The sequence below is a fragment of the Amycolatopsis sp. NPDC104819 genome, from assembly GCF_055583145.1.
On the sequence record NZ_JBVJON010000013.1, the window covers coordinates 47,271 to 65,129 of the forward strand.

A 17,859-nucleotide genomic window follows, 5' to 3' on the forward strand; every position below is an offset into this window, starting at 1 on the left:
CGGGTTCCTCCTCGGCCTTGGATGAGGCGAGTATCGGGTTCCGGGGCGGAGCGGGTCTTGTCCGCTCACGCATGCCCGTTGACCGACGGCGAAGGGATGGTTCCCGCCGGCCGGGGCACGCACCAGGCTGGGCCGCATGGACGTGATCGTGGTGGGCGCCGGTTCGGCCGGCTCGGTGGTGGCCCGGCGGCTGGTGGACGCGGGCGCGGTGGTCACGCTGCTCGAGGCGGGCGGTCCGGACGCCAACCCCGCCATCCACGACCCGGGCCGGGCGGCGGAGCTGTGGCACGGGCCGGAGGACTGGGATCTGTACACGGTCCCGCAGCCGCACGCGGCCGGCCGGCGTCTCCACCTGCCCCGCGGCAAGGTCCTCGGCGGCTCGCACGCGCTCAACGGGATGATCTGGGTCCGCGGCGCGCCCGCCGACTACGACGGCTGGGGCCTGCCCGGCTGGACGTGGGCCGAGGTGGCGCCGGTGTTCGAGCGGATCGAGAAGGACCTCCTCGACGTCGTCCCGAACGAGCCGCTGCACCCGATCCAGCAGTCCATCATGGACGCCGCTGTTTCCGTGGGCTTGCCGCTGGACCCGGACGAGGGGGTGTCCGTTCAGCGGATCACCGTGCGGGACGGCCGGCGGCTCACCACCTGGCGGGCCTACGGTTTGCCGGTGGCTTCGCGGATGACTGTCCACACGGGAGCGGAGGTGCACCGGCTGCGGTTCTCCGGTTCGCGCGTGACCGGCGTCGTGGCGTCCATCGATGGTGCGGTACAAGAGCTCTCGGCGGACCTGGTGGTGCTGGCGGCGGGCGCGCTGGCGTCTCCGGCGATCCTGCTGCGCAGCGGCGTCGGCCCGGCCGACGAGCTGGCCGCGCTCGGCGTCACCGTCGTCGCCGACCTGCCGGGTGTGGGGCGCAACCTCCACGACCACCTCCTCTCTCCGGTGATCTTCGCGACGGACCGCGAGGTCACGCCGTGGCCGGGCCGGCCGGTGACGCAGGTGCACTGGTTCTGGCGCAGCCGCCCGGGTCTCGCGGTGCCGGACACCCAGCCGATCTGTTTCGGCGTGCCGATGTACGAGTCGTGGATGTCCGGGCCGCCGACCGGGTTCTCACTGATGGCGGGGATGGTGTCGCCGGAGAGCCGGGGAAGCCTGCGCCTGGCGCCGGACGGCTCGCCGCTGATCGACCTGAACGCGCTCGCGTCGCCGGCGGACTTCGAGAGCCTGGTCGCCTCGGTGGAGCAGTGCCGGGCGGTCGGCCGGGCACCGGCGCTGGCCGCCGAGTGGGGCGCGCGGCCGCTGTACCCGGCGCCGGAGGACGACGTCCGGGAGTACGTCCGCCGGACGGCGATCACCTACCACCACCAGGTCGGGACCTGCCGGATGGGCACGGACGGCGACGCGGTCGTCGACCCGGCGCTGGCGGTGCACGGTGTCGACGGGCTGGTCGTCGCGGACGCGTCGGTCCTGCCGCGGGTCCCGACGGGCAACACCAACGCCCCGGCGGTCCTGGTCGGCGAGCAGGCCGCGAAGTTCATCCTTGGCGGTTGAGCAGCCGCCGCAGCCAGGAGGAGCGGGCCGCCAGCGCCGCGCGGGTCACCTCCGACTCCGGGGCGAAGCGGTCGAAGCCGTGGTGCGCCCCGGCCCAGACGTGCAACTCCGTCGGCACTCCGGCCTGAGCCAGCCGCTGCGCGTACGCCACGTCCTCGTCGCGGAACAGCTCCGCTCCGCCCACCTCCACGAACGCCGGGGGCAGCCCACCCAGGTCCGCCATCCGCGCCGGGGCCGCGTACGGCGACGTCTGCCCGGCGAGGAGGCTGCGCCAGCCGAAGGTGTTGGCTTCGCGTGTCCACACGAGATCCGGGAGGTCCGCCGCCGTCCGGTCGTCGAGCATCGGGCACAACAACAGCTGACCGGCCAGCGCCGGGCCGCCGCGGTCCCGGGCCAGCAGCGCCACCCCCGCGCTCAGCCCGCCGCCCGCACTGCCGCCGCCCACGATCAGCCGTGAGAAGTCGAACGCCGAGGCGAACCAGACCAACCCCGCGTAACAGTCCTCCAGCGGCGCCGGATGCGGGTGCTCGGGCGCGAGCCGGTACTCGACGGTCGCGCAGACGAACCCGAACTCCTCGATCAACGCCACCAGCCGCGGCAGGTCGGCGAACCGGTCGTCCATCACCATGCCGCCGCCGTGGATGCTGTACAGCCCGGGCGCGCCGGGCCGGGGTGCGCGCGGCCGCAGCACCGTGAGCACGACCCCGTCGTCGAGGACGTGCTCCGACCACACGATGTCCCGGTCGCCGATCGCCTCCGCCGGAGTGAGGTTGCGGAACGAGGCGCGGATCGCGGGCAGCGTCGACGCGGACAGCTCGGGAGTCACGGCCCCTCCGGGTCAACGGCGTCGCGGTCGGCCCAGAACGGCTCCACGAGGGAACGCAGGGTCGCGGCCCCGACGCGGTTCACCAGCGCGACCGCCTCGAGGTTCTCGGAAAGCTGCTCGACGCTCGTCGCGCCGAACAGCGTGGTGGTGTTCGCCGGGTGGGTGAGCGTGAAGGCCAGGCACAGCTGAGCAGGTGTCGCCCCGACGCTCGCGGCGACCTTCGCGAGGTCCGGCGCCGAGTCCGCGATCCGCTCCCGGACGTCGCCGGGGTCCCGGCCCACCTGGCGCCCGCCCTTGCCGAGCAGCACGCCGCCCTCGAACACGTCCGAGGACTGGAGCGAAATGCCAAGGGAGAACACCGACTCGAACGGCGCACCGTCCGGAATGGACCGTCGGGCGACGCTGTACTTCAGCTGCGCTATCGCGGGCCCGGGCGCGCCCTCGGACAGCGAGAAGTCGTGGATCGCCCGGATCGTCCCGGCCGACCAGTTGTTCACACCCCACTGCCGGATCAGCCCGGCCGAACGCAGCTCGGCGAGCTCGCCGGCCAGCGCGTGCAGGTCGGTGTCCTCGCGCCGCAGGTCACCCAGGATCACCAGGTCGGCGTGCGAAACCCCGGCCCGGAAGAACGCGTTCTCCAGCTGGGCGCGCAGGCTCTGCGCGGGGTAGCCCTCCAGCCACAGCTTCGCCGAGAGCAGGTAGTCCTCCCGCCGCAGGCCCGCGGCCCGCACCATCGCGGAGAACAGCACGTCGGTGAAGACCGGCGGGCTGCCGGGGAAGCCGTACACGCCGACGTCGAACAGCGTGACGCCGGCGTCGACCGCGGTCCGCACCAGCGTCACCGCCTCGCGGAAGTCCATCCGGTCGTAGGTGTGCCAGGAGCCGAGCGACAGGACGCCGGTCTGCGGGCCGTCACGGCCGATGCGGCGCTGGGGGATGGTCACGGAAGCCCTCCTAGGGCAGTCGGGGGTCGATGACGGCTTTGAGCTCGCCGAGCCGCGCCATCGACTCGACGGCGGCGGACGCGCCGGCCAGCCCGACCGGCGGGCTGAACAGCTCGGCCCATGGCAACCGGCCGGCGAAGGCGCGGAAGAACTCGACCGAGCGGTGGTAGTCGGCGATGTCGCCGTTGAGCGAGCCGGCGATCGTCAGCTCCTTGCCCATCACCGTGCCCAGCGGCACGGGGGAGGGCGCCGGCCCGGTCGACCCGACGATCGCGACCGTCCCGCGTTGCGCGGCGAAGGCGACGGCCTCTTCGCCGATCGTCGGGCCGCCCGCGAAGTCGAAGACGTGGTCCGCGCCGCGTCCGCCGGTCAGCTCGCGCACCCGCTCGATCCGTTCGTCCGGAGTGGACTCGATGGACACGGTCGCCGTGGCGCCGAACCGCTCCGCCACCTCGAGGCGGGAGGACGGCCCGCCGACGGTGATCACCGCGCCCGCCCCGCAGAGCCGCGCGACGGCGGTGGCGAACACTCCGAGGGCGCCCGCGCCCTGCACGACGACCGTCGCGTTCGGACGGATGCCGCCGGACCGCGTCACCGCGCGCAGCACGGTCTTGCCCGCGCAGCCGGACATCGACGCCCACGTGTCCTCGACGTCGTCCGGGAGCAGCAGCTTCGCCGCGCCGGGTGTGACGTAGCAATGCCGCGCGAGGCCGCCGGTGGCGTACGGGAACCGGTCGGCTCGTTGGAGAAAGCCGTAACCACGGCTCTCGCAGGCGACCGGCTCACGCAGGATCGTGCAGCCGTAACACTTTCCGCACGTCGACTCCGACCAGCCGAGGCGGTCGCCGGGACGGATTTCGCGGCCGAGCGTGTCCGTGGTGCCCGGTCCGACGGCGACCACTTCGCCGACCATCTCGTGACCCAGCACCATCGGCAGCATGCCGGGGAGGGTCATCTGCCCGGACCAGAGGTGGACATCGGTGCCGCACAACGTGGTGCAGGTGAGCCGGACGAGGGCGGCACCCGGTTCCGGCTCCGGGGGCAGGGGAAGCTCCCGCAGTTCGAGGGGCGCGCGGTGGCCGGTGAGCACGGCGGCCTCCGTGTGGGTGGGCAGAGCCATCTTTTTAGTCTACATTTGTGGAAGAAAAAGTCCAGGTCCGGGAGGAAACCATGACAGCACCGCGGATCCGTCCGGCGGACCTCGTCGTCCGAGGGGGCACGGTGCTCACCTTCGACGCGGCCGGCACGGTGTCGAGCGGCTTGGCCGTGCGCGACGGCCGGGTGCTCGCGCTGGGCGACGTCACCGGCCACATCGGACCGGACACCGAAGTGGTCGACCTTGCCGGGCGCACGGTCCTGCCCGGCATCAACGACACGCACCTGCACGCGACCTGGCTCGGCGCGCGCTGGCCGCACCCGCTGCTCGGCCCGCCGCACGAGGAAAAGCCCGTCACGACGGCGGCCGAGCGCCGCGCGGCGATCTTGCGCGCGGGTGAGGTCTGCGCGTCGCTCGGCATCACGAGCTACACCGAACCCGGCCTCGGCCCCGGCGAGACCGGCTGCTTCTCGGCGGAAGTTCTGGAGGAGTACGCGGCTCTGCACCGCGAGGGGCTGCTGCGCGCGCGGGTCACCGTCCTCCGGCTTTTCGGGCTCCTCGACGGACGGTCGGCCCTGGCGGAGTTCGAAAGCGGGCTCGCCACGCCGGTCCCGGACACCGATCCGGCGTGGCTGGCGGTCACCGGGGTGAAGATCTTCGCCGACGGGATCCCGCCGATGCGGACGGCCTGGACCCACCACTGCTACGCCGACGGCACCCACGGCGCCCTGCTCGTCGACGGTCCCGACGACCCCGCCCGCGCGGCCAACCTGGCATTGATGATCAAGCTGGCACACGAACGCGGGTACGTCGTCGGCGTGCACGCCACGGGGGAGCGGAGCATCGAGGCGGCGCTCGCCGGCCTTCGCGCGGGCGACCACCTCGTCCACGGCGACCTGGTGACCACTGCGCAGCTGCGGCGGATGGCGGCCACCGGGATCGGCCTGACCACGCAGCCCGTCATCGCGACCGCGATGGGGCCGATGGTCGCCGCGGCCCTCGGTGACGACGTCGCCGCGCAGGCGTGGCCGCTGCGGAAGATCCTCGACGCTCGCGTGCGGCTCACGCTGAGCAGCGACGCCCCGGTCGTGACCCCCGACTGGCGCCTGCACCTCGCGGCGGCGGGCGAGCTGCTGGACGCGCGAGGCAGCACACCCGGCCTGACCGCGCGGCTCCTGCGGTGCTACACCACCGAAGCGGCCGCGCAGGACGGCTCCGCGCGCTGGAAGGGCTCGCTCGGGCTCGGCCGGACCGCCGACTTCTGCGTCCTGGCGGCCAATCCGCTGGACGTTCCGCTGGCCGACCTGCCGTCGGTCGCGGTCGAGCTGACCGTGACCGGCGGCCGGATCGTCCACCGGGGATGGTCAGGTCAGCAGCTGGCCGCCGTCCACCGCGAGGCTCACGCCGGTGACGTGCCCGGCCGCCGGTGAAGCCAGGAAGAGCACGGCGGGCACCACGTCCTCGACGGCCGCGATCCGGCCGAGCGGGATCCGGGACTCCCACGCCGCGCGCGCCGCGGTGTCCGCGGCGAACCCGGCGGTCATCGGGGTGAGCACCGGCCCGGGCGCGACGGCGTTGACGCGGATCCCGTGCGGCGCCAGCTCCAGCGCCGCGGACCGGGTCAAGGCGTCGACCGCCGCTTTGGTGGCCTCGTAGTGGCCGAGCCCGGGGGTCGGCTGCCGGGCGCCGATCGACGAGATGGTGACGATCGCGCCCCGGGTCCCCGTCGCGACCATGTGCGCGCCGACCGCGCGGGTCATCAGGAAGGTGCCGCGGAAGTTGACCCGCACACACCGGTCGAACACCTCGACGTCGAGGCCGGTGAGCGGGCCGCCGCCCCCGGCCAGCCCGGCGTTGTTGACCAGCACGTCGACCGGGCCGAACCGCGAAGTGACCAGGTCGAGAGCGGCCTGGACCGAAGCCGGGTCCGAGATGTCCAGCTCGACGTGCTCGGCGCCGAGCTCGCGGGCGACGTCGTGGGCCGCGCGGGCGTCGACGTCGGCGACGACCACCCGGTCGCCCGCGCCGAGAAATCCTTCGGCGACCCCTCGGCCGATGCCGCTCGCCCCGCCGGTGACCACCACGATCCGTGTTTTCATTCTACAATCGTAGACGTAAGATGCACTGCGACGAAAGGAAAACTCGTGAGCCTGCTCGGAAAGTCGGTGTTCGGCCTCGGCTCGTGGAACACCTGGGACCGGATGGCCTTCGGTGACGCCGTCCGGTTGCTGAGGACCGCCGTCGACGCCGGCGTCACGCTGTTCGACGTCGCGCACTACGACTTCGGCCCGCACGCGGAGAACTCGCGCACCGACGTCCTCTTCGGCGAAGCCGTGCGGGAAGCCGGGATCGCCCGCGAGGACTACCTGCTGTGCGGGAAGCTCTGGCTCTGGGACTACCCGCGCACCGGCTTCGCGGAGCAGCTCGAGACGTCGCTGGGGCGGATCGGCACCGGGCACGCGGACCTGGTCGTCGTGGGTGACTACCGCGACCGCCCGGACGTCCCGCGGGTGGTCACCGAGGTGGCCGAGCAGGTGCGGGCCGGGCGGGTCGGCGGCTGGGGGGTCAACAACTGGCTCGCCGCCGACCTCGACCTCGCGTGCGAGTTCGCCGACCGGGAAGGTATGCCCGGCCCGGAGTTCGCACAGCTGAAGTACTCCATCGCCCGCCGCTCGATGGCCGAGGGCGAGTTCTACGCCAGGCACTTCGCGAGCGGACGGCTGGTGCTGCAGGCCTCCGACGTCTTCGAAGGCGGGGTCCTGCTCGGCACCGCGGCGCCCACCCGGAAGATCGGCGCCGACGTCGGCGGGATCCGCGAGTCCATAGTGGACGCTTCCGGCGCGCTCGCGGCCATCGCGGCGGAGTTCGGCGCGACCCGCGCTCAGCTCGCGCTGGCGTTCTGCCTGGCGTACGAGCCGGTGGCGAACGTCCTGTTCGGAGTGAGCCGGGCCGCGCAGCTCGCCGACAACCTCGGCGCCCTCGATCTGGCTCGAAGCCAGGGCGCCGAGATCCGCGCGGCCGTCGACCACCTCTGGCTGGACCGTGCCGTCAGGCCCGACGGCTCCTGGTGACGCCCGGCGTCAAGGAGTGTCGAGGAACGTGAGCGCGGCGGTGCGGAAGGGCGCGCCTCGCAACGCCGCACCGTGGTCGCCGGGCACGCGCAGCAGGTCGCTGCCCGGCACCAGCGGGACGAGGGTTTCGACGCCCGCGCTGACCGGGTCGTCCCGGCCCGCGACGAACCTCGTCGGCACGCCGACCGTCCCGACCCGGGGCTCGAACGGCTCGCGCCGCAGCCCCTCGATGCAGCGGGCCAGGGCGGCCGGGTCACGGCCCGGCGCGGTGATCATCCGGGCGATCACCGCCGTCAGCGGGTCGCCCGGGAGCTTTCCGCCGGCCGCGAAGGCCAGGGCGGCCTCGACGTCGACCGCGCCGAACGGCTCGTGCGGGCTGAGCCCACCGAGGACCAGCCGCCGGACCGGCAGCAACGCGGGCAGCTCCCACGCGAGTCGCGCGCCCAGTGAGTACCCGACAACGTCCAGTTCGGACACTTCGCCGACCGCGAGCGCCAGCTCTTCGGTGATCGCCTTGGGGGTCGGGTCCCCGGGAGCCGGGCTCGACCCGTGGCCGGGGAGGTCAGGCACGATCGCCTCGCGGCCGGACGCTGTCAAAGCCGCCGGCCAGCCGGTGCTCACCCAGTCGGTGGCGCCGTCGGAGGCGAAGCCGTGCAGGAGCAGCACCGGCGGGCCGGAAGCCGGGCGGGCCGGGGCGAACCTGCGCACGGCGAGAGACGTCGGGAGCGTCAAGGAAAGGCCTTTCTCAAGAGCGGGAACGGACGCGCAGGCGCTGCAGCTCGCCGAGCGTGCGGGCACGGGCGTCGACGGCGATCCGCAGCGCGGAGCCGATGAGGTTGAGCAGGAAGACGCAGAGCATGATCGTCACGCCCGGCACGACGACCAGCCACGGCGCGACCACGAGGTACGAGCGGCCCTCGGCGATCATGTTCCCCCAGGTCGGCGTGGGTGGCGCGATGCCGAGCCCGAGGAAGCTCATCGCGCCGTCGACCAGCATCGCGGCCGCGGCGAGGATGACGACCTGGACCAGCGCCAGCGGCAGCACGTTGGGGAACACGTGCACCAGCAGGATCTTGCCGCGGCTCATCCCGGACACCCGCGCGGCGCCGATGTACTGCCGGCCGGCGATGCCGAGCACGCGGCTGCGGATGACCCGCGCGGTGAACGGCGTGAAGATCACCGTCAGCGCGATCAGCTCGGTCCAGATGCTCGCGCCCAGCGAGATGGCCAGCGCCATCGCCAGGATGATCGCCGGGAACGACATCCACGCGTCCATCAGCCGCATCAGGATCGCGTCCGCCGTCCGGTAGAAGCCGCTGACCAGGCCGATCACCATGCCGGAGAACGCCGCGCAGAGCGTGATCAACGCCGAGAGCCCGAGCGACGCGCGCCCGCCGGAGACCAGCCGGGCCAGCACGTCCCGGCCGAAGGAGTCGGTGCCGAGCGGGTGCGCGGCCGACGGCGGCAGCAGCCGGTGCACCGGGTCGGTCGCGCTGACGCTCGGCAGGAAGAACGGCAGCACGACCACCGCGAGCACGACCAGCCCGAGCAGCACCGAGCAGATCACCAGGGTCCGGTTCCGCCGGAACACCCGCATCGCGCGCCGCGGCGGGGGAGTGTCCACCACGGACGGCTGGTCGGCGACGGCAAGGCTCATGCGACACGCACCTTCGGGTCGAGCAGCGCATAGGAGAGGTCGACCAGCAGGTTGACCACGACGAACAGCACCGCGACGAACAACGTGACCCCCTGGATCAGCGGGAAGTCGCGAGTGGACACCGCGCCCATGAGGAGGTGCCCGAGCCCCGGCACGACGAAGATCGACTCGATGATCACGATCCCGCCGACCAGCATGGCGAAGTTGCTGCCCAGCTGCGTCACCAGCGGCATCAGCGCGTTCGGCAGGACGTGCTTCAGCATCACCCGTCGCTCGGGCAGGCCCTTGACCCGCGCGGTGCGCAGGTAGGCCAGCGGCAGCTCGCCGAGCACACTCTCGCGCAGGGTCAGCACGAACAACGCCGTCTGCCCGATCACGAGCACGGTCACCGGCAGCACGAGCGCGGGCACCGCGGCGACCGGGTCGGTCAGCAGGTCGTGGTAGCCGCTGGAGGGGAACCACCGCAGGGTCACCGAGAAGATCAGCACGAGCACGAGCGAGATCCAGAAGTCCGGCATCGCCATGCCGAGCGAGGACAGCCGGTCGAGCGTGCGGGCCACCGGGTTGCGCGGTGACACCGCCTGCCACGCCGTGATCGCCACCGAAAGGAAGAAACTGATCACCGTGGACAGCACGGCCAGCGTCAGGGTCGGCACGAGGTGGCTCGCGACGACGTCGAGCACCGGCTGGTGGTAGGTGATCGACGTCCCGAAGTCGCCGCGCAGCACGTGCCCGGCCCAGGTCAGGTACTGCTGCCCGAGCGAGCCGTCGAGGCCCATGCTCGACCGCAGCGCCGCGACGTCGGCCGGGCGCGCGGTCGGGCCGAGGATCGCCTGGGCCGGGTCACCCGGGATCAGCCGGATGACGAAGAACATCATCGTGCCGACGATGACCAGGATGATCACCAGGTCGCGCAGCCGGCGCAGCAGCACGCCGGTCATGCGGCCAGCCAGGCGTTCCAGAACACGCGGTAGAAGTCGCCGTAACCCTTGAGCCGCGGGGTGTAGGCCGCCCAGAGCTTCGACTGGCTGAGCGTGATCACCGACAGCTGCTTCCAGGTGAAGGCCTGCATCTTGTCGATGACGGTTTTGGCCTGCTCCGGTGTGGTCGAGGCGTTGAACTCGGCGAGCAGGCCGTCCATCTCGGCCGACGACGAGCCGTTGAGCGTGCCGAGGGTGAGCGCCGGCATCTGCGCGGGTGAGGTCAGCGACGAGTCGAAGAACAACGTCGTGATGTCCCAGCCGGCCGGGTCCTTGGTGAGCGTGCCGAGCATGGTGGCGAAGTCGTAGGTGTCGATCTTGGTCTTGAGGCCGATCTTGCCCAGCTCGTCCTGGATGAGCACCGCCCACTTGCCGAACTCGGGGTAGGAGTTCGTGGTGACGATGTGGATCGTCGACCCGGCGGGCACCCCGGCCTCGGCGAGCAGCTGCTGGGCGCGGGCCGGGTCGTGCTGCCGGTAGACGTCTTCGCCCGCGGTGGAGTACGACGCCTTGTTGTCCGGCGAGGCGAACGCGCCGGTCTCGATCGTCAGGTCCTTGCTGCCCCCGGTCGCCGCGTTGATCGCGGGCTTGTCGAGCAGCAGGTTCAGCGCCTGGCGGGCCCGCGGGTCGGCGAACTTCGAGCCGGGGGTGAAGTTCGGGATGATGACGTTCTGGTTGCCGCCGGGCAGGTTGCGCACCACCAGGTTCGGATTGGCCTTGAGCGTCTCGTACTGGTCGTTGGCCGGCATCGCGTGGTCCCACTGGCCGGTCTGCAGGCCGTTGACCAGCGCGTCCTGGTCGCCGACGATCTTGTAGGTGACCGTGTCGAGGTAGGCGTGCTTGGCGCCGGCCTGGCCGCCCCAGTCCTCTTCGGACCGTGACTTGTACCCGGCGTAGCGCTCCAGCACGAGCTGCTGGCCGATGTCCCAGCTCTTCAGCCGGTACGGGCCGGTGCCGATCGCCTTGTCCTGGCCGAACCCGGTGGCGGGCAGCCCGGCGAGGTTCTTCGCCTCGTAGATCTCGGTGCCCGCGCCGGCCAGCTCGTCGATCAGCGGGTAGCGCGGCCGCTTGAGGTGGATGGTGACGGTGCCCGGGTCGGGCGCGGTGATCGTGTCGATGTCCGGGGTGACCAGCTGGCCGGTCCGGTGGCTCTTCTGCCAGCGCTGGAGGCTCGCGACGACGTCCCCGCCGGTCAGCGGGTTGCCGTCCTGGAACGTGACCCCCTGGCGGAGCTTGAACGTGTAGGTCAGCCGGTCCGGGCTCGTGGTGAACGTGTCGACCAGCATCGGCCGCGCGACGAAGTGCTGGTCCACTTCGAACAGCTTCTCGTACATCATGTTGCCGATCTGCGCGGTTACCTGGCCGGGGTTGGCGACCATGTCGAGCGACTGCGGATCGGTGGGGACGGCGACGGTGAGGTTGCCGCCGCGGACGGGCGGGCCGTCGGCGGCGGCCGTGGTGCCGGCACTTCCCATGCAGCCGGCGAGCAGCGTGGCCGCGGCGGCGAGGGCGGCGAGCAGGGGAGTTCTCTTCATGGGCGCGTCGATCCTGTGTGGGGGAGGGCGGGCAGGTCGGGGTTGGCGGCGAGCAGCCGCCGGGTGTAGCCGTGACGCGGGGCGAGGCGGATCTCGTCCGGCGTGCCGGTCTCGATCAGCTCGCCCCGGTACATCACGCCGACCCGGTCGGCCACCGACAGCACGAGGCTGAGGTTGTGGGTGATGAACAGCAGGCTGAGCGTGCGGGTGCGGCGCAGGTCCAGCAGCAGGTTCATGACCTGGCCCTGCACCGAGACGTCGAGGGCGGACGTCGGCTCGTCGGCGACGATCAGCTCGGGCCCGGCGGCGATCGCGCGGGCGATGGAAACGCGCTGGCGCTGCCCGCCGGACAGCTGCGAGGGCAGCTTTCCGGCGGTGTCCTTCGGCAGGCCGACTTCGTCGATGAGGTCGGCGACGCGGCGGTCCAGCTCGGCGCCGCGCAGCGGGGTCAGCTCCTTGAGCGATTCGGCGATGATCCGGGCCGCGGTGTGGCGTGGGTCCAGTGAGCTCTGCGGGTCCTGGAAGATCAGCTGGACGCGGCGGCGGAACGCGCGTTCGGCGCCGGCGAGCCCGGCGGGCGTGATCCCGTGCGCGCCGAAGGCGATCGTGCCCGAGGTCGGCGGTTCGAGCGCGCTCACCAGCCGGCCGAGGGTGGACTTCCCGGAGCCGGACTCGCCGACCAGCCCGAAGAACTCGCCGGGCGGGATCTCCAGGGAGACCTCGCGCACGGCGTCGACCCGCCGTCCTTTTCGTCCGTACACTTTGGACACAGCGGTGATCGTGAGCGGAGTGCCTTCGTATGTCTGGTCTGGCCGTAACTTCACCGTCGGCGTTTCGAGGGTCATCGTGGGGGAGATGGTGGGGAAGCCGTCACGGCGGCTGACGCCGAGCTGGGGCACACAGCCGAGCAGCGCCCGGGTGTACGGGTGGCGCGGCCGCGTGAGCACGTCGTCGCGAGAGCCGACCTCGACCAGGCGGCCCCGGTACAGCACCGCGATCCGGTCGGCGACCTGCGCGGCGACCCCCATGTCGTGGGTGATGAACACGCACGCGGTGCCGTGGTCGCGGCGCACCCGGTCGAAGAGGGTGAGGATCTCCGCCTGAGTAGTGACGTCGAGGGCGGTGGTCGGCTCGTCGGCGATGAGCAGGTCGGGGTCGGCCATCAGGGCGAGCGCGATCATGACGCGCTGCTGCATGCCGCCGGACAGCTGGTGCGGGTACTGGCGCAGGATCCGGTCGGTGTCGGTGAGCCCGACCTCGGTCAGCAGCCGGCGGGCCTTGGCCTCGGCCCGCTTCCGCAGCGGGCTGCCGCGGCGGGTCGCCTGGCCGGGCAGGGACCCGGGTTCGCGGTAGGCCTCGACCAGCTGCCCGCCCACCCGGCGGCCGGGGTTGAGCGAGTCGAGGGCCTCCTGGAAGATCATGCCGATCCGCGGGCCGCGGTAGGCGCGCATGGCGTCGGCGGGCAGCTTCGTCACGTCCACGCCGTCGATCGTGATCTCACCGCGGGTGCGGACCGGCGCGACGAACTCGAGCAGCCGGATGATCGACAGCGCGGTGACGGTCTTGCCGCTGCCGGACTCGCCGACGACGCAGAGCGTGCGGCCCTGCGCGAGGTCGAGAGACAGCTCCCGGACGAGTTCGCGCTCGCTGTCCTCGGTGACCACGCCGACGGTGAGATCCCGGATTTCGAGCAGCGTCATGGGTTCCCCTTCCTCGCGCCCGCCGCGAAGGGGCGGGCCGGACTGCCGGGCACCGGCAGGGGTAGTTCTACGCATGTTGACACTCGTCGCCGACCGTGTCAATGGTTTTATTCTACGAACGTAGGAAGTTGAAATACGACAGTTTTTCTTTGCTGCGCGTGGAAAATCGGCACTGGACTCTTTTATCTACGGATGTAGAGTGTCCGGGTCGGACAGAAGGAGGACACCGTGACGAGAACCCCGCCCACGCCGGAACGCATCGTGGACGTCGCCGTGGGGTACATGGCGGCCCAGCAGCTCTTCGTGGCCAACCGGATCGGGCTGTTCCCGGCGCTGGCGGCCGGTCCGCTGAGCGCCGGGGAGCTGGCCGGCCGGACGGGCCGGCCGGAGAAGACCACCCGGATCCTCGGCGACACCCTGGCCGCCCTCGGCCTGCTGTCCCGTGTGGACGGCCGGTACGCGCTCACCACCGACACGGCCGCGTACCTCGGCGGGGAAGGTCTGGACCTCGCGCCGTTCCTGACCTTCCTCGAGACCATCAGCTACCCGCACTGGACGCAGTTCGCGCACACCACCGACACCGGCGAACCCGGCGACCTCGACCTCAGCGGCGATCGCTGGACCACCTTCCTCGGCGGGGTGATGGTGTATAACGCCCTACACGCTCGGCTGCTGGGGCAAGCTTTTGACTTCAGTGGTTACAAAAACCTCTTGGACCTGGGAGGGCTTTCCGCGGCCTTCGCCCTGGAGGCGCTGCAGGCCAACGACGTCCTGCGCGCGACGTTCGTCTACGACCCGCGGTCGGTGCCGTCGGTGACCGAAGCGGTCGCTTCGTTCGCGGACCGCACGAGTGTGGTCGGCTCGGCGACCCCGGACGCCGAACCGGAGGGCGAGTTTGACCTGGTGATGGTGAACCACGTCGTGCACCGGTTCTCTGTCGACGAGAACCGGGCGATCCTGCGGCACGCGCGGGCCGCGGCGGCGCCGGGAGCGCGGCTGCTGCTGCTCGACTTCTTCCTGGACGACGACGCCGAGCCGCGTCCGCTCGACGCGCTGCACGCGGGGGAGTACCTGGTCATCGACGGCACGGTGGTGTACCCGGAGGCCGATGTCCGGGGCTGGCTGTCGGGTGCGGGGTGGCGGCCGGTCGACCGGTTGACGCTGCCCGGTTCGCCGCGTGTGCTCGTCGCGGAAGCGGTGTGAGCATGAGCCTCGACCCCGCGGTGCGCGAGCTGCTCGCCCGCAGTCCCGAAGGACCCGAGCGGCCGATGACCGCCGTTGAGCTGCGGGCCGCGTTCGCGGCTTCGCGGCCGCAGCCCGGCGCGGTGGCGCCGGTCGCGTCGGTGACCGACCACTGGCTCCCCGGCGATCTCCGGGTCCGGCTGTACCTGCCCGAGGCGCCGGGCCCGGTGCCGGTGTTCCTCTGGATCCACGGGGGCGGCTGGACGATCGGCTCGGTCGACGAGAACGAGGTCGCCTCCCGGGCGGTGTGCGCGGCGGCGTCGGTCGCGGTGGCGGCCGTCGAGTACCGGCTGGCGCCCGAAAACCCCTACCCGGCAGCACCTTCGGACTGTTACGCGGTGCTGGAATGGCTGGCCGCGGGCGGTGCGGGTCCCGCGGTGACGCCGTCACGGATCGCGGTCGGCGGGGAGAGCGCGGGCGGCAACCTGTCCACTGTGGTCTCACTGATGACGCGGGACCGCGGCGGGCCGGAGATCGCGGCGCAGGTGCTGATCTGCCCGGTGTTCGGTCACCCCGATGACGGCCAAGAGTCTTATGTGGACTTCGCGACCGGTTATGGGATGACAGCGGATGCGATGCGGTTCTTCTTCGCGCAGTACGCGCCGGATCCGTCCCTTTTGGATGACGCCTACCTGCTGCCTTCGCGCGCGTCCGACCTCTCGGGCCTGCCGCCGGCGCTGGTGATGACGGCGGAGTACGACGTCCTGCGCGATGAGGGGGAGGCGTTCGCCCGGCGGCTGTCCGACGCGGGGGTCGCGGTGGACCTGAGCCGGTACGCGGGGCAGATCCACGGGTTCTACGGGCTGTACACGGACCTGCCCGCGTCGCCGCGGTCGCACGCGGAGGTGGCGGCCTACCTGCGCGGGGTCTTCACGGGCGGGTGAGCCGGTCCAGGAGGGAGCCGAGGTGGCGGTGCTGCAGGTCGACCGTGGAGAACTCGCCCGCCACCAGGCTCATCACGTTCGCGCCGGCGTTGAGCAGGACGATCTCGTCGACGAGCTGCTCGTCCGGGGTCTCGGTGACGATGTCGCCGTCTTCGCGGCCTTCGGTCAGGAAGCGGTGCAGCAGGCCGCGCCACTCGCGGACGTGCTCGAGGTACTTGTCGTGCATGCCGGGGTTGGCCAGCGACATCTGCCAGAAGATCAGCAGCACGCGCCCGGCGGTGATGCGTTCGTCGTCGATCGGCATGGACGACACGCAGAGCTCGCGCAGGGCGGCCAGCCCGCGCAGCCCGTCGAGCTCGACGTGCCGGCGCATCATGTCGAGCGCACGCTCGTAGGTGGCGGCGATGATGTCTTCCTTGCTGGGGAAGTACAGCTTGAGCGCCCCATTGGCAAACCCCGCCGCGGCGGCGATCTCCCGCATGGTGGCGGCCTCGATCCCGCCCCGCACGATCAGGTCCCAGGTGACGTCAACGATGTCACTGCGCCGCTGGTCGTGGTCGATGATCTTGGGCACCGGGCACCTCCCGCACTGGTTTCTCTACCAGTGTAGGAGAAACTACCGGCGAGTACAGCCCCGGGGCACCGAAGGCCACCTTGGGTGCGTTGAGCGCACCGAAGGCCACCTTGGGGCGTTCGGGTCCACGCGCTGCCCCGCGAAGGTCCTCGCGAAGGCGGCGCGCTACTCCACCAATCAGGCCCAGGGGTCAGCGAGCGAACACCCGCCGCCCCGCGAACCACGTCTCCACGACCTCCGTCGCCGCCACCTCCGCCGTTCGGAACGGATCACGGTCGAGCACCACAAAATCCGCCGAGCGCCCCGGGGTCAACGACCCCGTCACGTCATCGAGGCCGCAGGCCCGTGCCCCGCCCAGGGTGAACACCTCGATCGCCTCCGCCAGGGTGATCGCCTGCTCCGGCCACAGCGCCCCCGGGCGGCGGCCGTGCGGATCCTGCCGGGTCACCAGGCCCGCGATCCCCTCCCACACGTTCGGCGACTCGCTCACCGGCCAGTCCGACCCGCCCGCGACCAGCGCGCCGCTGTCCAGCAGCGCGCGGTTCGGCTGCATCCGCGACGCGCGCGGGCCGGGCAGCACCGACGCGATCGCCTCCGGGATGACCCCCGGCACCCACAGGAACGGCGAGATGTCCGCCGCCACCCCCAGCGCCGCGAACCGCGGGAGGTCGTCCGGGTGCACGAACTGGCCGTGCGCCACCTGGAACCGCGTCTCGGTGTACCCCGCCGCCCGCACCTGCGCGACCGCGTCGAGGAACTGCCGCACCGAGGCGTCACCCGTGCAGTGCACCTTCGCCGAGAAGCCCGCCGACGCCGCCTTGAGCAGCCAATCCGTCAGCTCCTCGGGCGGCATCGTGGTCGAGCCGTGGAAACACGCGCCGTGGTCGTCGTCGGGCAGGTACGGCTCGAGGAACGCCGCCGTGCGGGTCGGGGGGACGCCGTCGAGGAAGATCTTCACGAAGTCCGGCCGGTGGTGCTCGGTGCGGTAGCGGCCGGCGACCTCCAGCAGCGGCATGCCGACCGGGTCGAACCCGAATACCGGGTCGTTGACCAGCACCGACGTCACCACCCAGGCGGCCAGCTCGCCGGCGGAGTCCAGCGACCGGAGCGCGCCCAGGATGTCCGTGGACACCCCGGCGTCCTGGAACGCGGTGACGCCGTAGCCGTGCAGGATCTCGATCGCCCGCTGCGACGCGCGCCGGTGCTGCTCCGCTGTCAACCCGCCGGTGACGCGCTCGACCAGCACCCCGGCGGCCTCCAACAGCAGCCCGGCCGGCGAGCCGTCGTCGCGGACGATCACGCCGCCGGGCGGGTCCGGGGTCGCCGCGGTGATCCCGGCGAGCTCCAGGGCTCGGCTGCTCACCCAGCGGTTGTGCCGGCTGTCGTCGGCCAGCGAGACCGGACGGCCGCCCGCGGCGTCGTCCAGCGCGCGCCGGGCCGACGCGGACGACAGCGTCCCGACCAAAGTGGACGCCCACGCCCCGCCGGTCAGCCACTCGTCCGGTCCCAGCGACGCGGCGCGCGCCCGGACGGCGTCGAGGATGTCCTCGAGACCCGCCTCCGCGCCGAAGCCGAGTTCGAACAGCTCCGCGCGCCCGGCCATCGCGTGGTGGTTGTGCACGTCGACCAGTCCCGGCAGGACAACCGCCCCGCCGAGGTCGACGACCTCCGTGTTCGGGCCGCGGCCGACGTCTTCGAGCGCGGCGATCTTCCCGTCGGCGACGGCGAGCGACGACGCCCACGGCCGCGTGGCGTCCACTGTGTACACCACGGCGTTGGTCAGGATCAGGTCGGCGGCCAC

Annotated in this window: 16 protein-coding genes; 5 read left to right on the forward strand and 11 right to left on the reverse strand. The window is 72.1% G+C overall.

From position 1 onward, the window contains the following. Positions 1–136: 136 nt before the first annotated feature. The gene (locus ACZ63E_RS34695) at positions 137–1,549 is read left to right on the forward strand and encodes a GMC family oxidoreductase (RefSeq protein WP_465340448.1); all 1,413 of its coding nucleotides are present in this window, start codon (positions 137–139) and stop codon (positions 1,547–1,549) included. Here ACZ63E_RS34695 and ACZ63E_RS34700 read toward each other — a convergent pair. Genes ACZ63E_RS34700 through ACZ63E_RS34710 form a run of 3 tightly spaced genes read right to left on the reverse strand, consistent with a single transcriptional unit; the run spans position 1,533 to position 4,433 of the window. Further along, positions 1,533–2,375, reverse strand: coding sequence for an alpha/beta hydrolase (locus ACZ63E_RS34700; RefSeq protein ID WP_465340449.1), 843 nt, complete (start codon positions 2,373–2,375; stop codon positions 1,533–1,535). The two genes, ACZ63E_RS34695 and ACZ63E_RS34700, sit on opposite strands and share 17 nt — an antisense overlap. Next, positions 2,372–3,319 (reverse strand): aldo/keto reductase, encoded by a 948-nt coding sequence (locus ACZ63E_RS34705; RefSeq protein WP_465340450.1) that lies wholly within the window; start codon positions 3,317–3,319, stop codon positions 2,372–2,374. The genes ACZ63E_RS34700 and ACZ63E_RS34705 overlap by 4 nt, the downstream gene beginning before the upstream one ends. Positions 3,320–3,329: 10 nt before the next feature. Further along, complete coding sequence (locus ACZ63E_RS34710; RefSeq protein WP_465340668.1) at positions 3,330–4,433, reverse strand: zinc-binding dehydrogenase; 1,104 nt, start codon at positions 4,431–4,433, stop codon at positions 3,330–3,332. Between the two features lie 56 nt (positions 4,434–4,489). Between ACZ63E_RS34710 and ACZ63E_RS34715 the strand changes: the two genes are divergently transcribed. Beyond that, complete coding sequence (locus tag ACZ63E_RS34715; protein WP_465340451.1) at positions 4,490–5,845, forward strand: amidohydrolase; 1,356 nt, start codon at positions 4,490–4,492, stop codon at positions 5,843–5,845. Here the strand turns inward: ACZ63E_RS34715 and ACZ63E_RS34720 are convergent. Continuing rightward, complete coding sequence (locus tag ACZ63E_RS34720) at positions 5,780–6,514, reverse strand: SDR family NAD(P)-dependent oxidoreductase (RefSeq protein WP_465340452.1); 735 nt, start codon at positions 6,512–6,514, stop codon at positions 5,780–5,782. The genes ACZ63E_RS34715 and ACZ63E_RS34720 overlap by 66 nt on opposite strands. A 45-nt stretch (positions 6,515–6,559) precedes the next feature. Between ACZ63E_RS34720 and ACZ63E_RS34725 the strand changes: the two genes are divergently transcribed. Further along, positions 6,560–7,486 (forward strand): aldo/keto reductase, encoded by a 927-nt coding sequence (locus ACZ63E_RS34725; protein WP_465340453.1) that lies wholly within the window; start codon positions 6,560–6,562, stop codon positions 7,484–7,486. 9 nt (positions 7,487–7,495) lie between these two features. Here ACZ63E_RS34725 and ACZ63E_RS34730 read toward each other — a convergent pair whose 3' ends face one another. Genes ACZ63E_RS34730 through ACZ63E_RS34750 form a run of 5 tightly spaced genes read right to left on the reverse strand, consistent with a single transcriptional unit; the run spans position 7,496 to position 13,358 of the window. After that, entirely contained in the window at positions 7,496–8,194 is a 699-nt protein-coding gene (locus tag ACZ63E_RS34730) for an alpha/beta fold hydrolase (RefSeq protein WP_465340454.1), read from the reverse strand. 37 nt (positions 8,195–8,231) lie between these two features. Continuing rightward, entirely contained in the window at positions 8,232–9,143 is a 912-nt protein-coding gene (locus tag ACZ63E_RS34735) for an ABC transporter permease (RefSeq protein WP_465340455.1), read from the reverse strand. Next, a complete protein-coding gene (locus ACZ63E_RS34740; protein WP_465340456.1) occupies positions 9,140–10,084 on the reverse strand; it encodes an ABC transporter permease in 945 nt (314 codons plus the stop codon). The genes ACZ63E_RS34735 and ACZ63E_RS34740 overlap by 4 nt, the downstream gene beginning before the upstream one ends. Next, positions 10,081–11,658 (reverse strand): ABC transporter substrate-binding protein, encoded by a 1,578-nt coding sequence (locus ACZ63E_RS34745; protein ID WP_465340457.1) that lies wholly within the window; start codon positions 11,656–11,658, stop codon positions 10,081–10,083. The genes ACZ63E_RS34740 and ACZ63E_RS34745 overlap by 4 nt, the downstream gene beginning before the upstream one ends. Next, positions 11,655–13,358, reverse strand: a complete 1,704-nt coding sequence (locus tag ACZ63E_RS34750) for a dipeptide ABC transporter ATP-binding protein (protein WP_465340458.1) — start codon at positions 13,356–13,358, stop codon at positions 11,655–11,657. Before ACZ63E_RS34750 ends, ACZ63E_RS34745 begins: the two co-directional genes overlap by 4 nt. 228 nt (positions 13,359–13,586) lie before the next feature. Between ACZ63E_RS34750 and ACZ63E_RS34755 the strand changes: the two genes are divergently transcribed. Then, positions 13,587–14,561 (forward strand): methyltransferase family protein, encoded by a 975-nt coding sequence (locus tag ACZ63E_RS34755; protein ID WP_465340459.1) that lies wholly within the window; start codon positions 13,587–13,589, stop codon positions 14,559–14,561. Continuing rightward, a complete protein-coding gene (locus ACZ63E_RS34760; RefSeq protein ID WP_465340461.1) occupies positions 14,558–15,484 on the forward strand; it encodes an alpha/beta hydrolase in 927 nt (308 codons plus the stop codon). Before ACZ63E_RS34755 ends, ACZ63E_RS34760 begins: the two co-directional genes overlap by 4 nt. Here ACZ63E_RS34760 and ACZ63E_RS34765 read toward each other — a convergent pair. Both ACZ63E_RS34765 and ACZ63E_RS34770 read right to left on the reverse strand, forming a co-directional pair. Then, positions 15,471–16,058, reverse strand: a complete 588-nt coding sequence (locus tag ACZ63E_RS34765; RefSeq protein ID WP_465340462.1) for a TetR/AcrR family transcriptional regulator — start codon at positions 16,056–16,058, stop codon at positions 15,471–15,473. The genes ACZ63E_RS34760 and ACZ63E_RS34765 overlap by 14 nt on opposite strands. A gap of 190 nt (positions 16,059–16,248) precedes the next feature. Beyond that, positions 16,249–17,859, reverse strand: a complete 1,611-nt coding sequence (locus ACZ63E_RS34770) for an amidohydrolase (RefSeq protein ID WP_465340463.1) — start codon at positions 17,857–17,859, stop codon at positions 16,249–16,251.

Bases quoted from the DNA above. Each gene is read 5' to 3' on its own strand.
- ACZ63E_RS34735 (WP_465340455.1), bottom strand. From the start codon at position 9,143: ATGAGCCTTGCCGTCGCCGACCAGCCGTCCGTGGTGGACACTCCCCCG.
- ACZ63E_RS34745 (WP_465340457.1), bottom strand. From the start codon at position 11,658: ATGAAGAGAACTCCCCTGCTCGCCGCCCTCGCCGCCGCGGCCACGCTG.
- ACZ63E_RS34715 (WP_465340451.1), top strand. From the start codon at position 4,490: ATGACAGCACCGCGGATCCGTCCGGCGGACCTCGTCGTCCGAGGGGGC.
- ACZ63E_RS34720 (WP_465340452.1), bottom strand. From the start codon at position 6,514: ATGAAAACACGGATCGTGGTGGTCACCGGCGGGGCGAGCGGCATCGGC.
- ACZ63E_RS34695 (WP_465340448.1), top strand. From the start codon at position 137: ATGGACGTGATCGTGGTGGGCGCCGGTTCGGCCGGCTCGGTGGTGGCC.
- ACZ63E_RS34750 (WP_465340458.1), bottom strand. From the start codon at position 13,358: ATGACGCTGCTCGAAATCCGGGATCTCACCGTCGGCGTGGTCACCGAG.
- ACZ63E_RS34740 (WP_465340456.1), bottom strand. From the start codon at position 10,084: ATGACCGGCGTGCTGCTGCGCCGGCTGCGCGACCTGGTGATCATCCTG.